Genomic DNA, 17819 nt, shown 5'->3' with positions numbered 1-17819 from the left:
TTGTTACTGTCTTGCTTGTCTATCGGCCCGGGTGGGCTGGCTGTTCAGACCAGCCGCCCGTGGCAATGCTTGTATTTCTTGCCCGACCCGCACGGGCAGGCCGCATTGCGCGAGACCTCGCCCCAGCTTGAGGGGTCATCGGGCATAATGGCCGCAGCCCCGATCGGCCTGCCCATGGCGGGGTCGGGCAGGTTGCCCGCCGCATCCGGCATGAGGCCGGGGCCCGGCTCGTTCTCCAGCCCCGGCACCTCGGGGTCGGCATGGATTTCGGCAACACCGGCGAAGGGGTTGTCGATGGGCGGCGGCGCGATTTCCACCCGCGCCATGGAGGAGGTCACGCGCGCGCGCAGGTGGTCGAGCATGGCGTTGAACAGTTCGAACGCCTCGTGCTTGAACTCGTTGAGCGGATCCTTCTGCCCATAGGCGCGCAGGCCAATGCCCTGGCGCAGTTGGTCAAGGGCGAGCAGATGCTCCTTCCACACCGCATCAAACGTGGTCAGCAACACCTGCTTTTCCACAAAGCGCATGACGGAAGGGCCAAAATTGGCGGCCCGGCTGGCCTGCGCCTGAGCTGCCGCCTGCTCGATGCGCTCGGTCACCACCGTGCCATCCACGCCATCTTCCGCAGCCCACTCGGCAATGGGCAGCGTAAGGTTGAGCGCGGTCTGCACATCGTGGGCCAGTTCATCCTTGAGCCACTGCTCGGGGAAGGATTTCTCGGGAATGCGGCGGGCCACGATCTCGTGAATCACGTCCTCGCGCATTTCGGTGATGATGGGCGAAAGATCTTCCGCCGCCATGTATTCGCGGCGCTGGGCGTACACTTCCTTGCGCTGGTCATTCATCACGTCATCATATTTGAGCGTGTTCTTGCGCATGTCGAAGTTGCGGGCCTCGACCTTTTTCTGCGCGCGCTCAAGGGCCTTGTTGATCCAGGGGTGAACGATCGCCTCCCCTTCCTTCAGGCCCAGCTTCTGCAGGATGTTGCCCATGCGGTCGGTGCCGAAGATGCGCATGAGGTCATCTTCAAGCGAGATGAAGAAGCGTGAATTGCCCGGATCACCCTGCCGCCCGGCACGGCCGCGCAGCTGGTTGTCGATGCGGCGGCTTTCATGGCGCTCGGTGCCGATTACGTACAGGCCGCCCGCCTTGCGCACGATATCGTGATCGCGCGCCACGGTCGCGCGCAGGGCCTCTTCCTGCCGGGCGCGCTCTTCGGGATCTTCGATGCCGCCAAGCTTCTGGCTGATCAGCATGTCCACATTGCCGCCGAGCTTGATGTCGGTGCCACGCCCGGCCATGTTTGTGGCGATGGTAATGGCCCCCGGCGCACCAGCCTGCGCCACGATCTCGGCCTCGAGTTCATGGAAGCGGGCATTAAGCACGCTGTGCTTGATGCCATTCTTGCGCAGCAGCGAGGAGAGATGCTCGCTCTTCTCGATCGAGGTCGTGCCGACAAGTACCGGCTGGCCCGAGGTATTGCTGATTTCCTTGATGAGGGCTGCAACCGCCTCATACTTCTCGCGTGCGGTGAGATAGACCTCGTCATCATCGTCCTTGCGGGCGACGGGCAGGTTGGTCGGGATCTCGATCACGTCGAGCTTGTAAATGTCAGCAAACTCATCGGCTTCCGTCATGGCGGTGCCGGTCATGCCCGACAGGCGCGGATACATGCGGAAGTAGTTCTGGAAGGTGATGGAGGCCAGCGTCTGGTTTTCCTGCTGCACCTCCACGTGTTCCTTGGCCTCGAGCGCCTGGTGCAGGCCATCGGAGTAGCGGCGGCCTTCCATCATGCGGCCGGTGAACTCATCGATGATGACCACCTTGCCGCCGCTTACGATGTAATCCACATCACGCGTGAACAGCGTATGCGCGCGCAGCGACTGCTGCACGTGATGAATCACTGCCACGTTCTGGCTGTCATACAGGCCGCCATCATGCAGCACGCCCGCATTGCGCAGCAGCTCCTCCACCTGCTCGGCACCCTTTTCGGTCAGGATGACGGAACGGAATTTTTCGTCCTTCTCGTAGGCTTCGGGGTCGGCCACGAGGGCGACCATTACTTCATCGACCGAGCGGTAGAGACCGGAACTGTCTTCTGCCGGGCCTGAGATGATGAGCGGCGTACGGGCCTCGTCAATCAGGATCGAGTCGACTTCATCGACGATGGCATGATGGAAGGGCCGCTGGACCATGTCTTCCACGCGGTATTTCATGTTGTCGCGCAGGTAGTCGAAGCCGAATTCGTTATTGGTGCCGTAGGTGATGTCGGCCCGGTAGGCGGCGCGGCGCTCGTCCTCGGGCATGTTGGGAACGACCACGCCCACGCTCAGGCCGAGGAAGCCATATAGTTTGCCCATCTGCTCGGCATCGCGGCTGGCGAGATAGTCGTTCACGGTCACGACATGCACGCCCTCACCCGCAAGCGCGCTGAGATAGACGGCAAGGGTGGCGACAAGGGTCTTGCCCTCACCGGTGCGCATTTCCGCAATCTTGCCATCATGCAGCACCATACCGCCAATGAGCTGCACATCGAAGTGGCGCATGCCCAGCACGCGCCTGGCTGCCTCGCGGCACACGGCAAAGGCTTCGGGCAGAAGGGCATCAAGGCTTTCGCCCTTGGCGATGCGGGCGCGGAATTCCGGTGTCTTGGCGGCGAGGGCGGCGTCATCGAGCGCCTGGACCTGCGGCTCGAGCGCGTTGATTGCGGGCACGCGCCGCTGATACGATTTCAGCGCCCGGTCATTGGCGGTTCCGAACAGGGCGCGGGCAATACTGGCGAACATGAAGACCTTCCCGGAATGACAAGTCCCGCACGCCCGCGACAGAGGAACCGGCAGGGGCAGGGCAGGCGTGCGGATAAAATTCTCGCGCGGAGACATGAGATAGGACCCACGCCGCCACGGGTCAACCGATGGACCGCAGCGCCATGGAAAAAGCGGGGGAAAACGGCCATCCGCCATACGGCCCTTGCAGGCAGGGCCGCCCTTCGCCATGATGCCTGCCGAACGCGTTCATAACTAGGGTTTTTTGCACATGCGGACTATCAGTCCGGCAAAGGCTGTCGCAACGATGGCCCTGCTTGCTTCCTCTTTCATCATTCCTCCTGCAATGGCGGCCTCCCCCGCGCCGGCGGCGCCCGCCGCACCGGCCACGGCGGACCAGAATCCGCTGCTTGCCAGCGTGAACGGGCAGGATATCCGCCTCAATGACGTGCGGCAGGCCATGGCCACGATGCCCGAGCAGCTGCGCAAGCTGCCCGACAACATCATCGTACCGATCCTGCTCAACCAGCTCGTTGACCAGCGCGCCATCCAGCTTGCCGCCACCAAGTCCGGGCTCGACAAGCAGCCCGACGTGCAGCAGCAGATGCAGCAGGCCTCGCAGGGCGCGCTGCAGAATGCCTACCTGTCGGCGCAGGTCGCACCGACCCTGACCGATGATGCAGTCAAGGCGTATTACGACAAGAACTACGCCAACAAGCCGGGCGCTGAAGAAATTCATGCCCGCCACATCCTGGTCCAGACCGAGGCCGAGGCCAACGACGTGATCAAGCAGCTCAAGGGCGGCGCCGATTTCGGGCAGCTGGCCACCAAGCTGTCGAAGGATCCCGGCTCGGCCAAGCAGAATGGCGGCGACCTGGGCTGGTTCAAGAAGGGCGACATGCTGCCCACCTTCTGGGATGCGGCATCTTCCATGCAGCCCAACAGCTACAGCCAGACCCCGGTGCACACCCAGTATGGCTGGCACGTGATCCAGGTGCTGGGCAAGCGCACCGCGCCCACCCCCACGCTTGACGCAACGCGCGACCAGATCCGCCAGAAGCTGATCCAGGACGGCGTGCAGAAGGCGGTTGCCAACGCGCTGGCACAGGTCAAGGTCGTGCGCTACGGCCCCGACGGCAAGCCCCTGCCTGAAAACCAGCCCGCCCACTAAAAGCGGCCTGCCGCGCGGCGGGGCGCACACGCCCTGCCGTGCCACCTGAATTCTTTCCCCGCCCCTGCACCGGAAGCCGAACGACCATGGCCAAAGCCCTGCCCGTCTCCCCCCTTGCCCAGCCTCTGCCCGAACTGCCGCCGCTGGCTGGCGTGCGTTTTGGCGCAACCGAGGCCGGTATCCGCTACACGGGGCGCACCGATCTGGTCATGGCTGAATTCGCACCGGGCACGACGGTGGCGGGCGTCTATACAAAAAGCAAATGCCCAGGTGCTCCGGTGGACTGGTGCCGCGCGGCCATGGCCGATGGCCGGGCCCGCGCGCTGGTGGTCAATGCGGGCAACGCCAATGTCTTTACCGGCCGGGCCGGGTTTGAGGCGACGCAGGCCAACGCGGCCGATGCCGCGCGCTTGGTCAACTGCGCTGCCAGCGAGGTGTTCCTCGCCTCCACCGGCGTGATTGGCGAGGTGCTGCCCTACCAGAAGATTTCGGCCGCCCTGCCCGGCCTGTACGCAACACTCTCGGCCAATGGCTGGGCGGATGCCGCGCGTGGCATCATGACCACCGACACCTTCCCCAAGGCCGCGACCCGCACGGCAAAAATCGGCGACACCACGGTGCGCATACAGGGCATTGCCAAGGGCAGCGGCATGGTCGCACCCGACATGGCCACCATGCTCGCCTTTGTCGCAACCGACGCGAAGCTGCCTGCCAGCGTGCTCCAGTCCTTCCTGACCGAGGGCGTAAACCGCAGCTTCAACTGCATCACGGTGGATTCGGACACCTCCACCTCCGACATGGTGCTGCTGTTCGCCACAGGCCAGGCTGGCAATGCCGAGATCACCGACCCTGCTGCGCCCGAACTGGCCCATTTCCGCGCGGCCCTTGATTCGCTGCTGCTGGAACTGGCCCTGCTCGTCATCCGCGATGGCGAGGGGGTGACGAAGATGATGCATATTGTCGTCACCGGCGCGACGTCGGATGAATCGGCCCACAGGGTCGCCATGGCCGTAGCCAACTCGCCGCTGGTCAAGACCGCCGTGGCAGGCGAGGATGCCAACTGGGGCCGCGTGGTCATGGCGGTGGGCAAATGCGGCGAGCCCGCCAACCGCGATACGCTCTCCGTCGGCATTGGCGGCACATGGATCGCCGAAGGGGGCACCGTGGTGCCCGACTACGACGAAACCCCGGTCGTGGCTCACATGAAGGGCAAGGAAATCGAGATCACGATCGACCTTGGCCTGGCCAACGGCACGGCGCAGGCATGGGGATGTGACCTCACGCATGGCTATATCGACATCAACGGCTCCTATCGCAGCTAACAGGCACTGATAAAAAAGTAAAAGTTTTTGGGTGCCGCCTTTTTTCAAAAAGGCGGCGTTCTTTTCTCAGCTTTTGGGGAAAAACTTCACCAAGAACTTTCTTGGGTTTTTATACAGCCGCCGGGCCTGCCTGATGGGCAGCGCGTTTTTCCTGCTTCCGCTGCGCAGCGAGCAATGGCATTGCTGTACGGGTAAACCTCTTGGCAGCCAGACAGGAATGCCCTGCATGACGAACCCGTTTTTCCGCCCTGCCTCCCCCACCGAGATCTGGACCTATGCCGGGTTCTGGATGCGTGTGGTTGCCCATGTGATCGATGGCATCGTGCTGTGGGCGGTGCTGGGGCTCATGGGCCTGCTGCTGGTGCCGCCAAGCCTTTCGGTGTCGGTGTTCGACACGCAGGCGACTGGCGGCAGCGGCGGTGACTACCGCATCTCCTACATCGAGCCCGCGGGCTACACGCAGGCTGACTACACCATCGTCTCGGCCATGCCCCACCTGCACTGGAACGGGAACGGGCTGTTCGAGCTGGCGTCGATCCTGCTGCCTGCACTCTATTTCATCGTGTTTGAATCCTCGCGCTTTCAGGCCACGCCCGGCAAACTAGCATGCCAGATGCGCGTGACCGACCTTTACGGTAACCGGGTCACGCCGCTGCGCGCGGCGGGGCGCTATTTTGGCAAATATCTTTCGGCGCTGCTGCTTGGCGTAGGCTTTCTCATGGTCATGTGGACACAGCGCAAGCAGGCACTGCACGACATTCTGGCCGGCACCTGCGTGATCCGGCGCGAAGCCCGCGCCCTGGCCCCACAGCCCCCGCAATGGGGCTGAAAAACGCAAAAAAGGCATGCCAAGAATGCAACCATGCAGGCTTTGGCAATCTTTTGTCCTGATATTGCATGCTTTCAGGCGGTAAGATGGCACACCCCCGCACAGTGATGGGCGGGGGTGCTGTGTCATTCGACAGGGGAGCCTGAACCCGCCCCGGCGGGGTTTTATATTTTCAAGGAGGTGAACAATCGGCATGTCAGCCCATTTCACGACGCGCGCCCATCCCGTATCCAGACAGTCCCGACGGGGCGGCATCCTGACAGTGCTGGCGGCTTTCCTGCTCGCCCTCCTGCCCTGCATTCCCCACGCTCATGCCGCCGATCCCGGCACGGCGGCCGCCCAGGCCACGGGGCAGACCATCACCGCCCAGCAGGCCCAGCAGGTGCTCTCGGTGATGAACGACCCGCAGAAGCGCGAGGAATTCACCAAAACCCTTGATGCCATCGCCAAGGGCCTGCCTGCGCCGACCACGCCTGCCACAGCGCCTGCCCCTGCTCCGGCCCCCGCCAAGAAGGCCGCCGCCGCCAACTCCGATGTTGAAGTCGAGCCCGGCAGCATCAGCAGCGAAACCATGAACGAGCTGAGCCATATCCGCGATATCGCGTTGAAGCAGGGCCAGAACTTCATGGCGCTGTTCGCCGATCTGGCCTTTGTGGGGCGCTGGGTTCACTCCATCCTGTCCAATGCGGATTCGCGCCAGATCCTGCTTGATGCGATGGGGCGTGCGGGCATCATCTTCATTCTCGCCCTCGTGGCTGAGCGTGGCCTGTCCATTGTGCTGCGCAAGCCGCTAGCCAGTGTTACCGCGCGCGCGGTGGCAACCGAGCAGCGCCTGAACCAGCGCCTCGCACGTGAGGACGCGGCAGATGCAAACCAGCCCAGCCCGCCGCCTGCCACCGCGGCCGATGCCCAGGCCGAACAGCAGACCGAGCAGACCCGCGAGCAGGATGACCGCCAGCAGCATGAAACGCTGCGCATCATCACGCGCATTCCCTACTCGCTGCTGCATTTCCTCATCAAGCTGCTGCCGGTCGCCCTCTTCTTCGGGCTGGGCTATGGGGCCTCCGCCCTGTTCACCACCACCCACCAGGCGGCGATGGTCACCATCACGCTCACCAACGCCTATGTCATCGCGCGCGTGATCTACCTGCTGCTCGAGACCGTGTTCGTGCCGCACTCGCCCACCATCCGCCTGTGCAGCGCATCCGATGCGACAGCGCGCATGGTCACGCGGTGGTGGAACTTTCTGGTGGCGGCCCCTTCCATCGTGGTCTGCCTGTCCACGCTTGGCGGCGTGTTCCACATGCCCGCCCGTGGCACCGAAGCCATCATCCGCGCGGTGGTGCTGATCGAGCATATGCTGATCGCCGTCTTCATCTGGCGCATCCGCCACCATGTGGGCGCGGCCCTTCAGCCCTCGGGCCGGCTGCGTGAGAAGCCGTTCTGGATGTTCGTGGGCAAGATGGTCCGCTTCTGGTGGATCCCGGCCATGTTCTTCGACTTCGCGCTGTGGCTGGTCTGGGCCACCCAGATCCAGGGCGGGTATGCCTGGATCCTGCGCACGCTGTCGCTGACCATCGTGGTCATTCTGGGCGCGCGGCTGCTGTCGGTGCTGGCCTTCAGCCTGCAGAACAAGATCTTCCACGTGCCCGAGGCGACCGAAAAGCGTTATCCCGGCCTGCAGGCCCGCGTGGACTACTACTACCCCATGGCGCGGCGCACGCTGTCGGTGCTGCTGGTGTTCTTCACGATCGTGCTGCTGCTCCAGTCCTGGGGGCTGCCGGCCATCCGCTTCTTCGTGCATGGCTCGCTGGGCACCAAGATCGTGGGCGCGATGCTGACGATCATGATCGCCTACACCATCGCCATCGTGGTGTGGGAGGTCGCCAACGCCACCCTGCAGAACCAGATCACCCGCTTCGAGACATCGGACCAGGCCTCACGCGCGACACGGCTGCGCACGGTACTGCCGATCATCCGCACGGTGCTGCTCACCTTCATCATCATCATCGTGACGGTGACCACGCTGTCGCAGATCGGCATTAACGTGGCCCCCCTGCTTACGGGTGCGGGCATCATGGGTGCGGCCATCGCGTTCGGTTCCCAGAGCCTGGTCAAGGACTTCATCACCGGCTTCTTCATGCTGGTGGAAAACGCCATGCAGGTGGGTGACTGGGTTACGGCGGGCGCCGTATCGGGCACGGTGGAGCATCTGTCCATCCGCACGCTGCGGCTGCGCGCGGTGAACGGGGACCTGCACATCATCCCGTTCTCGTCCGTCACCTCGATTGCCAATACCTCGCGCGACTACAACCTCGTGGTGGTCAGCTTCATGCTCGACCTGTCGGAAGACCCGCACCGGGTGGCCGCAATTTTGCAGGATGAACTGGCGATCCTGCGCAAGGACCATGTGTATGGCCCGCTCATCAAGTCTGACTTCTCCTTCCTCGGGCTGGAGCAGGCTGATGGCAATGGGTCCAAGTTCCTTGGCTCCATCCGCACCGCGCCGGGGTCGAAGTGGAAGGTCTACCGCGAGTATTACAGCCGTCTGAGCGCGCGCATGGTGAAGGAACAGGTCAAGTTCCCAATCCCGACTTCGATGAACCTGCTGACCAACGGCCCCTCCGGCAAGCTGCAGATGCACATGGAAGAAAATTTCCCCAAGGCCGCTCTCGAAAAGCCTGCTCAGCCTGAAGCCAAGGATAGCACGGCCGCCAGCCCGGAGGGTGCAACCGATGCCCCCAAGGGCGAAGCCGCCAGTGCTGCCCCCGCGCCAAAGGGAAATGACTCCACCCATGGCTGAAGATACAGCGGGCATACTGGCCCACCTCGAGGCTCCCCTGCGCGCGGATGGCTTTGCCTTCGTGCCCGCAGGGGCCATGCGCGCCCTGCTGTGCCAGCAGGCCGTGGCGGACTGGGCCAGCTTTGCCGCAAGCTGGAACCGGCTGGGGCTGGACCGCTACATGGCTGATGGCGGTCGCTACCGCCGCCGCCGCCACGCCACCTTCGCCATCAGCGCCGAAGGCATAAGGCGCAAGAAGCACCAGCCCCATTACCAGAGCCGCGACTACAACGAACTCAATGGCGGCATCGAGCGCTGGTTCCGCGCCATCGAGCCCGAGATGGGCAGCCACCCTGCCCTGCTGGCCATTTTGCGGCTCATGCATCGCATCGTGACCGACCTGAGCGAACCCGCGAGCCTGCCCGATGTGTGGCACACCGAGGTGCACCAGTTCCGCATCGAAGCATTGGAGAACAGCCCCGGCCAGCCCACGCCCGAGGGCCTGCACCGCGATGGCGTGGACTGGGTGATGGTGATCATGGTGCGGCGTGAGAACGTCATGTCAGGCGAGACCTCCATCCATGACCTGCAACGCACCCTGCTTGGCGGGTTCATGCTCGACCAGCCGCTTGATACGGCGGTGGTCAATGACAACCGCGTCTATCATGGCGTGACGGCCGTGCGCCCGCTTGACCCCGCCCGACCGGCCTACCGTGATGTTCTGGTCGTGACGTTCCGCCATCAATGAGGCAGGCGGGGGCCGGGCAGGCAGGCCCGTGGCGGCGCTTTGCCCTGCTGGCCCTGCTGGCGATCGGGGTAACGGGGGGTGGGCTCTACCTGTTCATCATCACGGTTGACCCGTGGAACATTCTGCCCTTCTCGCCGCCTCTTGCGCGCATACCCGTCACCTCCAACGCCCGCTACACCATGCCTGCGCTGGCGCGCGCGCCGCAGTTTGACTCCGTCATCATCGGCACCTCGACCAGCCGCCTCATACAGCCTGCCGTGCTGGGACCGGAGCTGGGTGCACATTTTCTCAGCATGGCCATGAACAGCGCCAGCCCGTGGGAGCAGTCGCGCGAACTCGATGCCTTCCTGCGGGCGCACCCGGCGCCGCGCATTGTCCTGATCGGCATCGACGCCGCCTGGTGCCACCCCCGCCCCGGCAGCCTGAGCGGCCCCAACCGCCCCTGGCCGGAATGGATGTACGGCCACCCGCCAGCAGCAGGCTACCTGCACATGGCCAGCCTGTATGCCCTGCAGGAAGCAGCCAATGAATTCCTGTGGCTGGCCGGGCGCAAGCCCCAGCGCTTTGGCGCGGATGGCTATACACGCTTCGTGCCCCCCGACAGCCAGTACGACCCCGCCCGCGTGCAGGCCATTTTCAGCCGCTGGGCACCCCCAGACAACACGCCCGCCCCGCCCGGCATGGCACAGACGCCACCTGCGGGCATGGACCTGCTGGCCGATATGCTGGCGCGCATGCCTGCCATCACGCGGCGCGTCGTGTGGTTCCCGCCTGCCTCAACCTTTCTGCACGGCACGCCTGGCAGTGTGGCCGATGCGCGGCTTGCGGCCTGCCGTCTGGGCGTGAGCCGGGTGACAGCCCCCCGCCACGACACGCTGGTGCTCGACTTCAACCATGACACCGCCCTGACCAGAAACCGGGACAATTTCTGGGATCCGCTGCACTACCGCCAGCCCGTGGCCGAGCGCATCATGGCCGACATGACCGCCGCCATCATGACCGGCCATGTGAACGATCCGGCAGTGGAAATGTCCTCCGCCCATGCGCCGCCCTGAGCACGGCCCGGCCAAAGCCATGCGCTCCCATCGCGGAGCCTTCACGGCAGCAGGGCTTGTGCCGGGCGGGTCATCTGGTATGGAAAACAGAACACCGTGAGAGACCCGCCACCTGCCTGCCAGCAAACAGGCGGATGACGAGAACCGGGATCGTTTTGTGCATGCCGCCCCGCAACCGGGTGGGCGAGGTTGCGGCACTGAGGTTGGAGAGGCTGGTGAAAACGTCCGTCAATGGTGCGCCGCAATGGCATCTGCAGCCCGAGGCGAACCGGACCCTTGTCACATTGTCCGGGGACTGGATTGCACAGCAGGGCCATCTTCCCGACTTTCCGGAATCCGGGTTCAGGGATGTGCCACACGGCGAACCGGTTGAATTCAGCACCGATCAGCTTGGCAAATGGGATACCTCGCTGATCAGCTTCCTGTGGGAGCTCAAGCGCACCGCCCGTGAAGACGACGTGCAGCTGCGCATCGACACCCTGCCCGAATCCGCGCGCAAGCTGCTCGACCTGCTGCCCGAAATCCCGCCCACGCCCGCGCCATTACCACCGCATAAATTCCAGCCTGTCACCGCCGTGGGCCAGCTCACGCTCGATACGCTCAACGAGGTCGGCTGCGTGAGCGAAATGGGGGCTGCAGCCGCCAAAGGCGGGTTTGCCGCCGTGGTGGGGCGCGGCATGATGCGTACCGTCGACCTCATGTCCGACCTCAGTGCCGCAGGGCCTGCGGCACTGCTGATCGTGGGCGTGGTCAACTTCCTTGTCGGCGCGATCCTGGCCTTTGTGGGATCGGTGGAACTGCACAAATTCGCAGCCGACATCTATGTGGCGAGCCTCGTCGCCATTGCCATGGTGCGCGAGATGTCGGCGGTGATGACGGCCATCATCATGGCGGGCCGCACCGGTGGCGCCTATGCCGCGCGCATCTCCACCATGCAGGCCAATGAGGAAATCGACGCGCTGCAGGTGTTCGGCATTCCGGTTTCGAGCTACCTGATCCTGCCCTCGGTGCTCGCGCTGGCCTTCACCATGCCGCTGCTTTACCTGTATGGCTGCCTGATCGGCATGCTCGGCGGGTTCTTCGTCTCCTACATCATGCTCGATGTCTCGCCGCTGGGCTATTTTCATGAAACCCTGCAGGCGCTGCCGCTTGACCAGTTCACCTTCGGCTTCATCAAGAGCCTCGTGTTCGGCACCTTCATCGGGCTGACAAGCTGCCGCATTGGCCTCAAGGCCGGGCGGAGTGCGGCTGATGTGGGCATCGCGGCCACCAAGGCCGTGGTGGTGGGCATTGTGGGCGTGATCGCGCTTGATGCGGTCTTCGCGGTTATTGCCAATGTTATCGGGATCTGATCGCCATGAATAACCAGATGCCCTCCACCGATGACCGCCCCGTCATGATCGACGTGAATGACGTGACGCTGGCCTTCGGCCCGCGCGTGATCCAGCATGATGTCTCGTTTCAGGTCCGGCGCGGCAGCATCTTTGCCGTAATGGGCGGCTCGGGCTGCGGCAAGAGCACGCTGCTCAAGAGCATGATCGGCCTGCTGCGCCCCACGCACGGCACCTACATGGTGCAGAAGGACAATTACTGGGCCGGCGATGATGACAGCCGCGTGCGGATCGGGCGCCGCTTTGGCGTACTGTTCCAGAGCGGGGCGCTGTGGAGCTCGATGACCGTGGGCGAGAACGTGGCCCTGCCCATGCAGATGTTCACCAAGCTTGAACCGCACGTGATCCGCCAGCTTGTCGAGCTCAAGCTGGGGCTTGTGGGCATGCTGCATGCCATTGACCAGTATCCATCCGAGCTCAGCGGCGGCATGCGCAAGCGCGCGGGGCTGGCGCGCGCCATGTCGCTCGACCCCGATATCCTGTTCTTCGACGAGCCTTCTGCCGGTCTCGACCCCATTACCTCGGCAAGGCTTGATGAGCTGATCCTGAACCTGCGCGACGGGCTGGGGGCTACGATCATCATCGTCAGCCACGAGCTCTCGAGCCTGTTCCATATTGCTGATGATGGCATCTTTCTTGATGCCGACCAGAAAACTGCCATCGCCCATGGCTCGCCCACATGGCTGCGCGACCACTGCACCGACCCCACGGTGCACGCCTTCATGCACCGTGAGCAGCTGGACAGTTCCAGCACCCATGGAAACGGGTAATGCCGATGCCCGGCAGGCAGACACTGATCGGCGCGGTCGTGCTCGGGGTGGCGGCCGTGGGGCTTGGCGTGCTGACGGTCAAGGGCGACCTGCCCCTGCCCGGCCGCAGCAGCGAGGCCGTGGTGGTGTTTGAAAGCCCCACGAACGGGCTGGATATTGGCTCGCCGGTCAATTTCCGCGGGGTGCCGGTGGGTGCTGTCGAGCGGATTACGGTCAAGGTGGACCCGGTCGACCACCACACCTACATGCCGGTCTATATCCTGTTCGACCCGGATCATGCGCCGGGGCGGGGCGACCTGCCGCCGCTGCCGCAACTCGTGGCCAACGGGCTGCGGGCGGACATGATGCTGCACAGCCTGGTCACGGGCCAGACCGAACTCGATCTTGACCTCGACCCCGACACGCCCGTGCGCCTGCACCCCGACCTGACCGACCTGCCGGAAATACCGATGGGCCAGACCGCGCTGCAGCAGCTTGAAGCGATGATGGTTTCCACCTCCATGGAGGGGCTGCGCCATGACCTGGCCACCGCCCTGGCCAGCGTGCACAGGCTCGTGGCTGACGTGAACGCCACCATGCCGGGCATGATGACCAGCATTCATGATACATCGGCGCACAGTGAGATGGCGGTGCGCCAGATCCGCGCCACCGTGATCGATGCGGAAAACCGGGCCAGCGTGAGCATAAACAAGCTGGACAGGCTGATTGCCACCAATACCCGCCAGTTTGAAGGCCGCCGTGCCGAACTGCTCACACTCATTGCCAACACAAGGCAAACCATGGCGCAATCGCGTGAAACCCTTGCAGGGCTGCGCGCACTGCTCGATCCGCAGTCCCGTGACATGCTCAACCTGAATGATACGATGCGTGACGTAATGGAAGCCGGCTACGGGCTGCGCGGATTCGCCAATGAAGTCGAAAGTAATCCGCAACTTCTGCTGATGGGACGCAATCAATGAAAACGCGCCAGCCCGCTATCTCCCTTTCGCGCCTGTATCCGGCCCTGCGGGCGGGTGGTGGCCTGCTGCTCTCGGCCATGGTGCTGTCGGCCTGTTCCTCAGCGCCCGTGCGCTTTTACACGCTGGGCGCGCCTGCCATCGCCACGGGTGCGGAAACCACCTCCACCACTCCCATTACCGACAGCACGCCGGTCATCGAGGTCGAGCGGACCCGCCTGCCCGACTATCTGGACAGCCAGGACATCATGGTGCGCAACGGCCATGAAATCGAGCGCAGCGGGCTTGGCCGCTGGGCCAGCCGCCTTTCCGTGGGGGCAACCGACCTGATCACGGCGCGGCTTGCGCAGAAATGGCCGAACCTGTTCGTGACCGACCAGCCCCAGCCCGACCGCCCCACCTGGCGGCTGCAGCTCAATATCAGCCGCCTTGATGTCAGCCGCGATGGGTCCTCCGCGCTGAATGCGGACTGGGCCATCATTCCGCAGGATTCGCGCCAGCCCATCCAGCGCAACCGCACCGTCATTCTGGGCAGCGGGGCAACCGGCAGCAATGAAAACATTGCCAAGGTGACCGAGGGCCTGCTGAACCAGCTCAGCGACCGCATCGAGGCCAGCTGGCCCACAACGGCAGCGGAACCTGCCGCCAGCACCCGCCACCACGGGCGGAGCTGAGGTCTATTTTGGGAGAAGCCTGTTTTAAAAAGCTTCAGGAAACGCCGCCTTTTTTCAAAAAGGCGGCACCCAAAAACTTTTGTCCGTTTTAATTCACTTCACCATGGAATATTTTTAAATACTAAAAACAGGCCCTGCCCTTATTGGTATTGATATAAAAAACATCCCCGATCTTCACTATTTTCATAAATCTTTTTACGTTTACTGAAATACAGATTGCGGGGTCAGAAACGACCTGAAAAGGCCCGTTCAGAAAATATCCTGCATTCATCAGCAAGCTTCAAGAAACGCTGACCGTTTGCAAACGCAGCTTTTGCCACGGACTGGAAGACAGCACGGAACCTTGAAGGGCGCTACGCATTGGGTTCGCTATACCTTTGTCATTGCGGGAGTGTGCCCTTCATGCCGTGTATCCGTTACCTGCTGCGTGCCTTTGTGCTGCCTGTCGTCATCATGGGGCTGCCGGGCGTGAGTGCGGCATGGGCGGAAGGGGGGCCAGTGATTCTGGCGCAGCATCCCGGCACCGAACTCGACCGGCAGGCCCGGCTGCTGGTCTCGCCCGATTTGCATGATGCCGCCATGCAGAACGAACGTCCGGTGCTGCTGACAGGCTCGGGCCGCCTGTCGGATGATCCACCGCGCACGGCGCTGTTCGTGCAGTTGCAATCGGCCAGCCTGTGCGGCTCGGCGGGGTGCTCCACCTCCGTTTACCTGCCGGACGGGCGTAAATGGATACAGGTTCTGGATTCCGTCAGCGGCCCGATCACCATCACGCCCGAAATGCATGAGGGCATGCACGACCTGCTGGTCGATGGCACAGATCGGTGGGTCTGGAATGGCAGCACCTATGCCGACACGCAGGCTACGGCCGAACCCACCCCAACCCGATAAAAAGGCAGAAAGGCCAAAAGTTTTTGGCAAATCTTTTTTCAAAAAGCTTTGAAAGACGCCGCCTTTTTAAAAAAAGGCGGCACCCCGAAACTTTTACTGTTTTAAATCACTGTTCCCAGATTGGGTAACCCAATACGGAATACAGTCATTCCCCTGTGGATATACGTCCCGAAACACTATTACGTGCAGAAATGCACCACAGAATGCATCCTATCTGGCACCATTATTGAAAACTACTGCCGCAGGCTGATCATTATCTTGAAAATGATCGGGACAGGCAGAGTGAATGCGCCCTGTCCGACTGCAGTATTGAAAATACGCAGACAGATCATGATGGCCACGATCAGGATAACGATCTGTAAGGGAAACTGGAGCGGGTGAAGGGAATCGAACCCTCGTATGCAGCTTGGGAAGCTGCCGTTCTACCATTGAACTACACCCGCAGGCCCGCCCTCTATACTGCACAAGCATGGCAGATGCAATCACCCCTTTAGGGGGCTGGCCAGCAGTTGACGCACCCGGTCCTGATCCGCAATAAGCATGCATGCCCGGGCAAGGTTGCGCCCGTGCCCTCGTGATTTGATACGGCCGGCTTGCGGCGAGGTAAAACATACGCGCTAAAGAGGCCTGATCCCGCCGGTGACAGGGCGCGGGCATCATGGTTTCCACGGTCGTGCGCCGCCTTCGGGCCAGACTGCCGGGCATCAACCGGCGCTGGCCTGCCTTCACACCACCCTGTTTGCAGGAACTGCCACCCACCATGACTGACCAGCCCGACCCCAAATCCTTCCGCCCCGCAACGCGCCTGATCAACGCGGGCCTCGAGCGCACGCCCTATGGCGAGACCAGCGAGGCGATGTTCCTGACCTCCGGCTTTGTCTATGACAGCGCCGAGCAGGCCGAAGGCACCTTTACCGGCGATGTCTCGCACTACCAGTACACCCGCTTTGGTAACCCCACGGTAGCCAACCTCGAGCGCCGCCTGTGCGACCTTGAAGGCGCTGAAGCCTGTGCCCTGACCTCCACCGGCATGGGCGCCGTGTCATCGGCGCTGCTCGCACAGGTGCGCGCGGGCGACCGCGTTGTGGCCTCGCGCGCGCTATTCGGCTCATGCCACTGGATCGTCTCCGAACTGCTGCCGCGCTACGGCGTGGAGACGGTGTTCGTCGATGGCGGCGACATGGCAGCGTGGAAGGACGCACTGAACAAGCCCACCCGTGCCGTGTTGCTTGAAAGCCCGTCGAACCCCATGCTCGACGTGCTCGACATCCGCATGATCTGTGACCTTGCCCACAAGGCAGGGGCCACCGTGGTGGTCGATAACGTGTTCGCCACCCCGCTCTACCAGAAGCCGCTCGAACTCGGGGCCGACGTGGTGGTGTATTCATGCACCAAGCACATTGATGGCCAGGGCCGCGTGCTCGGTGGCGCCGTGCTGGGCGCGGAAAAATGGATCAACGAGGTGCTGCGTCCCTTCCAGCGCAATACCGGCAACAGCCTCTCGCCGTTCAATGCGTGGGTCATGCTCAAGAGCATCGAGACCCTGGCCCTGCGCGTCAACGCCATGACGCAGAACGCCGCGAAAGTAGCCGACTTCCTGGCCACAGCTCCCGGCATTGCCCGCGTGTTCTATCCCGGCCGCAAGGACCACCCGCAATACGAACTGGCCAAAAAGCAGATGGCGGCGGGCTCCACACTGGTGGCGTTTGAGGTCGAGGGCGGCAAGGCGGGGGCGTTTGCTTTCATGAACGCGCTGCGGCTGATCTCGATCTCGAACAACCTTGGCGATGCCCGCTCGCTGGTCACGCACCCGGCCACAACCACCCACATGAAGCTCGCACCGGAAGAGCGTGCCCGCCTTGGCATTACCGATGGCGCGATCCGCTTCTCGGTCGGGCTGGAAGATGCCGATGACCTGATCGATGACCTCAGGCGCGGCCTCGCGGCGCTGGCCAACCGGTAAGAGCAGGAGCGTCGCCACCATGAGCAAGAACAGGCCCTTCCTTCCCCCCGGCGGGGAAGCCGCTGACGCCGCACTGGGCGAGACACCGGACAACACGCCGTGTTTCGAGGCGACGACCGACAGGGTGCGCGTGGTGGTCCAGACCTTCTGGCTCGATGACCAGTCCGAGCCCGATGAGCACCGCTATGTGTGGGCTTACCGGGTGCGGATCGAGAACCACGGCGATACGGCGGTGCAGCTCCTGCGCCGCAGCTGGCGCATCGTGGACGGGCAGGGCCGGATCGAACGGGTGGAAGGCGAAGGCGTGGTGGGCGAGCAGCCCCTGATCGACGCCGCCGCCAGTTTTGAATACATGTCAGGCGCCGCCCTTGAAACGCCAACCGGCTTCATGGGCGGGCAGTACCACATGATCCGCCCGGCCAGCCGGGAGCACTTCGATATCAGCATTCCGGTCTTCAGCCTCGACAGCCCGCACCACCCGACCATCCTGCATTAAGTTTTT

Annotated in this window: 14 protein-coding genes, 1 tRNA gene and 1 riboswitch; of the genes, 13 read left to right on the top strand and 2 right to left on the bottom strand. The window is 63.3% G+C overall.

The window, feature by feature from the left end:
* Positions 1-44: 44 nt before the first annotated feature.
* A complete protein-coding gene (gene secA / locus FMA36_RS08150; protein ID WP_159261926.1) occupies positions 45-2786 on the bottom strand; it encodes a preprotein translocase subunit SecA in 2742 nt (913 codons plus the stop codon).
* Positions 2787-3072: 286 nt separating this feature from the next.
* On the opposite strand from secA, the gene FMA36_RS08145 reads away from it, so the two are divergent.
* The 11 genes from FMA36_RS08145 to FMA36_RS08095 all read left to right on the top strand — a co-directional run bounded on the left by FMA36_RS08145 (position 3073) and on the right by FMA36_RS08095 (position 15354).
* Entirely contained in the window at positions 3073-3936 is an 864-nt protein-coding gene (locus FMA36_RS08145) for a peptidylprolyl isomerase (protein WP_110569033.1), read from the top strand.
* An 86-nt stretch (positions 3937-4022) separates the two neighbouring features.
* Positions 4023-5258 (top strand): bifunctional glutamate N-acetyltransferase/amino-acid acetyltransferase ArgJ, encoded by a 1236-nt coding sequence (argJ, locus tag FMA36_RS08140; protein ID WP_159261925.1) that lies wholly within the window; start codon positions 4023-4025, stop codon positions 5256-5258.
* A 226-nt stretch (positions 5259-5484) separates the two neighbouring features.
* A complete protein-coding gene (locus FMA36_RS08135) occupies positions 5485-6087 on the top strand; it encodes an RDD family protein (protein WP_159261924.1) in 603 nt (200 codons plus the stop codon).
* Between the two features lie 193 nt (positions 6088-6280).
* Entirely contained in the window at positions 6281-8890 is a 2610-nt protein-coding gene (locus tag FMA36_RS08130; RefSeq protein ID WP_206065231.1) for a mechanosensitive ion channel domain-containing protein, read from the top strand.
* Positions 8883-9617: a 2OG-Fe dioxygenase family protein gene (locus tag FMA36_RS08125; protein WP_159261923.1), complete on the top strand. Its 735-nt coding sequence runs from the start codon at positions 8883-8885 to the stop codon at positions 9615-9617. Before FMA36_RS08130 ends, FMA36_RS08125 begins: the two co-directional genes overlap by 8 nt.
* Entirely contained in the window at positions 9614-10672 is a 1059-nt protein-coding gene (locus FMA36_RS08120) for a hypothetical protein (protein WP_159261922.1), read from the top strand. Before FMA36_RS08125 ends, FMA36_RS08120 begins: the two co-directional genes overlap by 4 nt.
* 161 nt (positions 10673-10833) lie before the next feature.
* The gene (locus tag FMA36_RS08115; protein ID WP_408885654.1) at positions 10834-12024 is read left to right on the top strand and encodes an ABC transporter permease; all 1191 of its coding nucleotides are present in this window, start codon (positions 10834-10836) and stop codon (positions 12022-12024) included.
* A 5-nt stretch (positions 12025-12029) separates the two neighbouring features.
* On the top strand, positions 12030-12833 hold the full coding sequence (locus tag FMA36_RS08110; protein WP_159261921.1) for an ABC transporter ATP-binding protein: 804 nt from the start codon (positions 12030-12032) through the stop codon (positions 12831-12833).
* Positions 12833-13792 carry an MlaD family protein gene (locus FMA36_RS08105; RefSeq protein WP_159261920.1) on the top strand — a complete coding sequence of 320 codons (960 nt, stop codon included), beginning with the start codon at positions 12833-12835 and terminating at the stop codon, positions 13790-13792. The genes FMA36_RS08110 and FMA36_RS08105 overlap by 1 nt, the downstream gene beginning before the upstream one ends.
* A complete protein-coding gene (locus tag FMA36_RS08100) occupies positions 13789-14463 on the top strand; it encodes a PqiC family protein (RefSeq protein ID WP_159261919.1) in 675 nt (224 codons plus the stop codon). The genes FMA36_RS08105 and FMA36_RS08100 overlap by 4 nt, the downstream gene beginning before the upstream one ends.
* Before the next feature lie 402 nt (positions 14464-14865).
* Entirely contained in the window at positions 14866-15354 is a 489-nt protein-coding gene (locus FMA36_RS08095; RefSeq protein ID WP_240906531.1) for a hypothetical protein, read from the top strand.
* 369 nt (positions 15355-15723) lie between these two features.
* Here the strand turns inward: FMA36_RS08095 and FMA36_RS08090 are convergent.
* Positions 15724-15797, bottom strand: a tRNA-Gly gene (locus tag FMA36_RS08090).
* Between the two features lie 118 nt (positions 15798-15915).
* A riboswitch (SAM riboswitch) is annotated at positions 15916-15996 on the top strand.
* 118 nt (positions 15997-16114) lie between these two features.
* Between FMA36_RS08090 and metZ the strand changes: the two genes are divergently transcribed.
* Together metZ and apaG are read left to right on the top strand one after the other, a co-directional pair.
* On the top strand, positions 16115-17317 hold the full coding sequence (gene metZ / locus FMA36_RS08085) for an O-succinylhomoserine sulfhydrylase (RefSeq protein ID WP_159263757.1): 1203 nt from the start codon (positions 16115-16117) through the stop codon (positions 17315-17317).
* 19 nt (positions 17318-17336) lie between these two features.
* Positions 17337-17813, top strand: coding sequence for a Co2+/Mg2+ efflux protein ApaG (apaG, locus tag FMA36_RS08080; protein WP_159261918.1), 477 nt, complete (start codon positions 17337-17339; stop codon positions 17811-17813).
* The last annotated feature ends 6 nt before the right edge of the window (positions 17814-17819 follow it).

The sequence above is a fragment of the Komagataeibacter xylinus genome (assembly GCF_009834365.1).
Lineage (GTDB): Bacteria > Pseudomonadota > Alphaproteobacteria > Acetobacterales > Acetobacteraceae > Komagataeibacter > Komagataeibacter xylinus_D.
The sequence above is the reverse complement of the archived record's forward strand: the minus strand, read 5'-3'. Positions and strand labels throughout refer to the sequence as shown.

What these genes read in the sequence shown, in the direction of transcription:
- FMA36_RS08095 (WP_240906531.1), top strand. Translation starts at nt 14,866, where the DNA reads ATGCCGTGTATCCGTTACCTGCTGCGTGCCTTTGTGCTGCCTGTCGTC.
- FMA36_RS08135 (WP_159261924.1), top strand. Translation starts at nt 5,485, where the DNA reads ATGACGAACCCGTTTTTCCGCCCTGCCTCCCCCACCGAGATCTGGACC.
- metZ (WP_159263757.1), top strand. Translation starts at nt 16,115, where the DNA reads ATGACTGACCAGCCCGACCCCAAATCCTTCCGCCCCGCAACGCGCCTG.
- FMA36_RS08130 (WP_206065231.1), top strand. Translation starts at nt 6,281, where the DNA reads ATGTCAGCCCATTTCACGACGCGCGCCCATCCCGTATCCAGACAGTCC.
- FMA36_RS08120 (WP_159261922.1), top strand. Translation starts at nt 9,614, where the DNA reads ATGAGGCAGGCGGGGGCCGGGCAGGCAGGCCCGTGGCGGCGCTTTGCC.
- secA (WP_159261926.1), bottom strand. Translation starts at nt 2,786, where the DNA reads ATGTTCGCCAGTATTGCCCGCGCCCTGTTCGGAACCGCCAATGACCGG.
- FMA36_RS08110 (WP_159261921.1), top strand. Translation starts at nt 12,030, where the DNA reads ATGAATAACCAGATGCCCTCCACCGATGACCGCCCCGTCATGATCGAC.
- FMA36_RS08145 (WP_110569033.1), top strand. Translation starts at nt 3,073, where the DNA reads ATGGCCCTGCTTGCTTCCTCTTTCATCATTCCTCCTGCAATGGCGGCC.
- argJ (WP_159261925.1), top strand. Translation starts at nt 4,023, where the DNA reads ATGGCCAAAGCCCTGCCCGTCTCCCCCCTTGCCCAGCCTCTGCCCGAA.
- FMA36_RS08100 (WP_159261919.1), top strand. Translation starts at nt 13,789, where the DNA reads ATGAAAACGCGCCAGCCCGCTATCTCCCTTTCGCGCCTGTATCCGGCC.
- FMA36_RS08115 (WP_408885654.1), top strand. Translation starts at nt 10,834, where the DNA reads ATGCCGCCCCGCAACCGGGTGGGCGAGGTTGCGGCACTGAGGTTGGAG.
- FMA36_RS08125 (WP_159261923.1), top strand. Translation starts at nt 8,883, where the DNA reads ATGGCTGAAGATACAGCGGGCATACTGGCCCACCTCGAGGCTCCCCTG.
- apaG (WP_159261918.1), top strand. Translation starts at nt 17,337, where the DNA reads ATGAGCAAGAACAGGCCCTTCCTTCCCCCCGGCGGGGAAGCCGCTGAC.
- FMA36_RS08105 (WP_159261920.1), top strand. Translation starts at nt 12,833, where the DNA reads ATGCCGATGCCCGGCAGGCAGACACTGATCGGCGCGGTCGTGCTCGGG.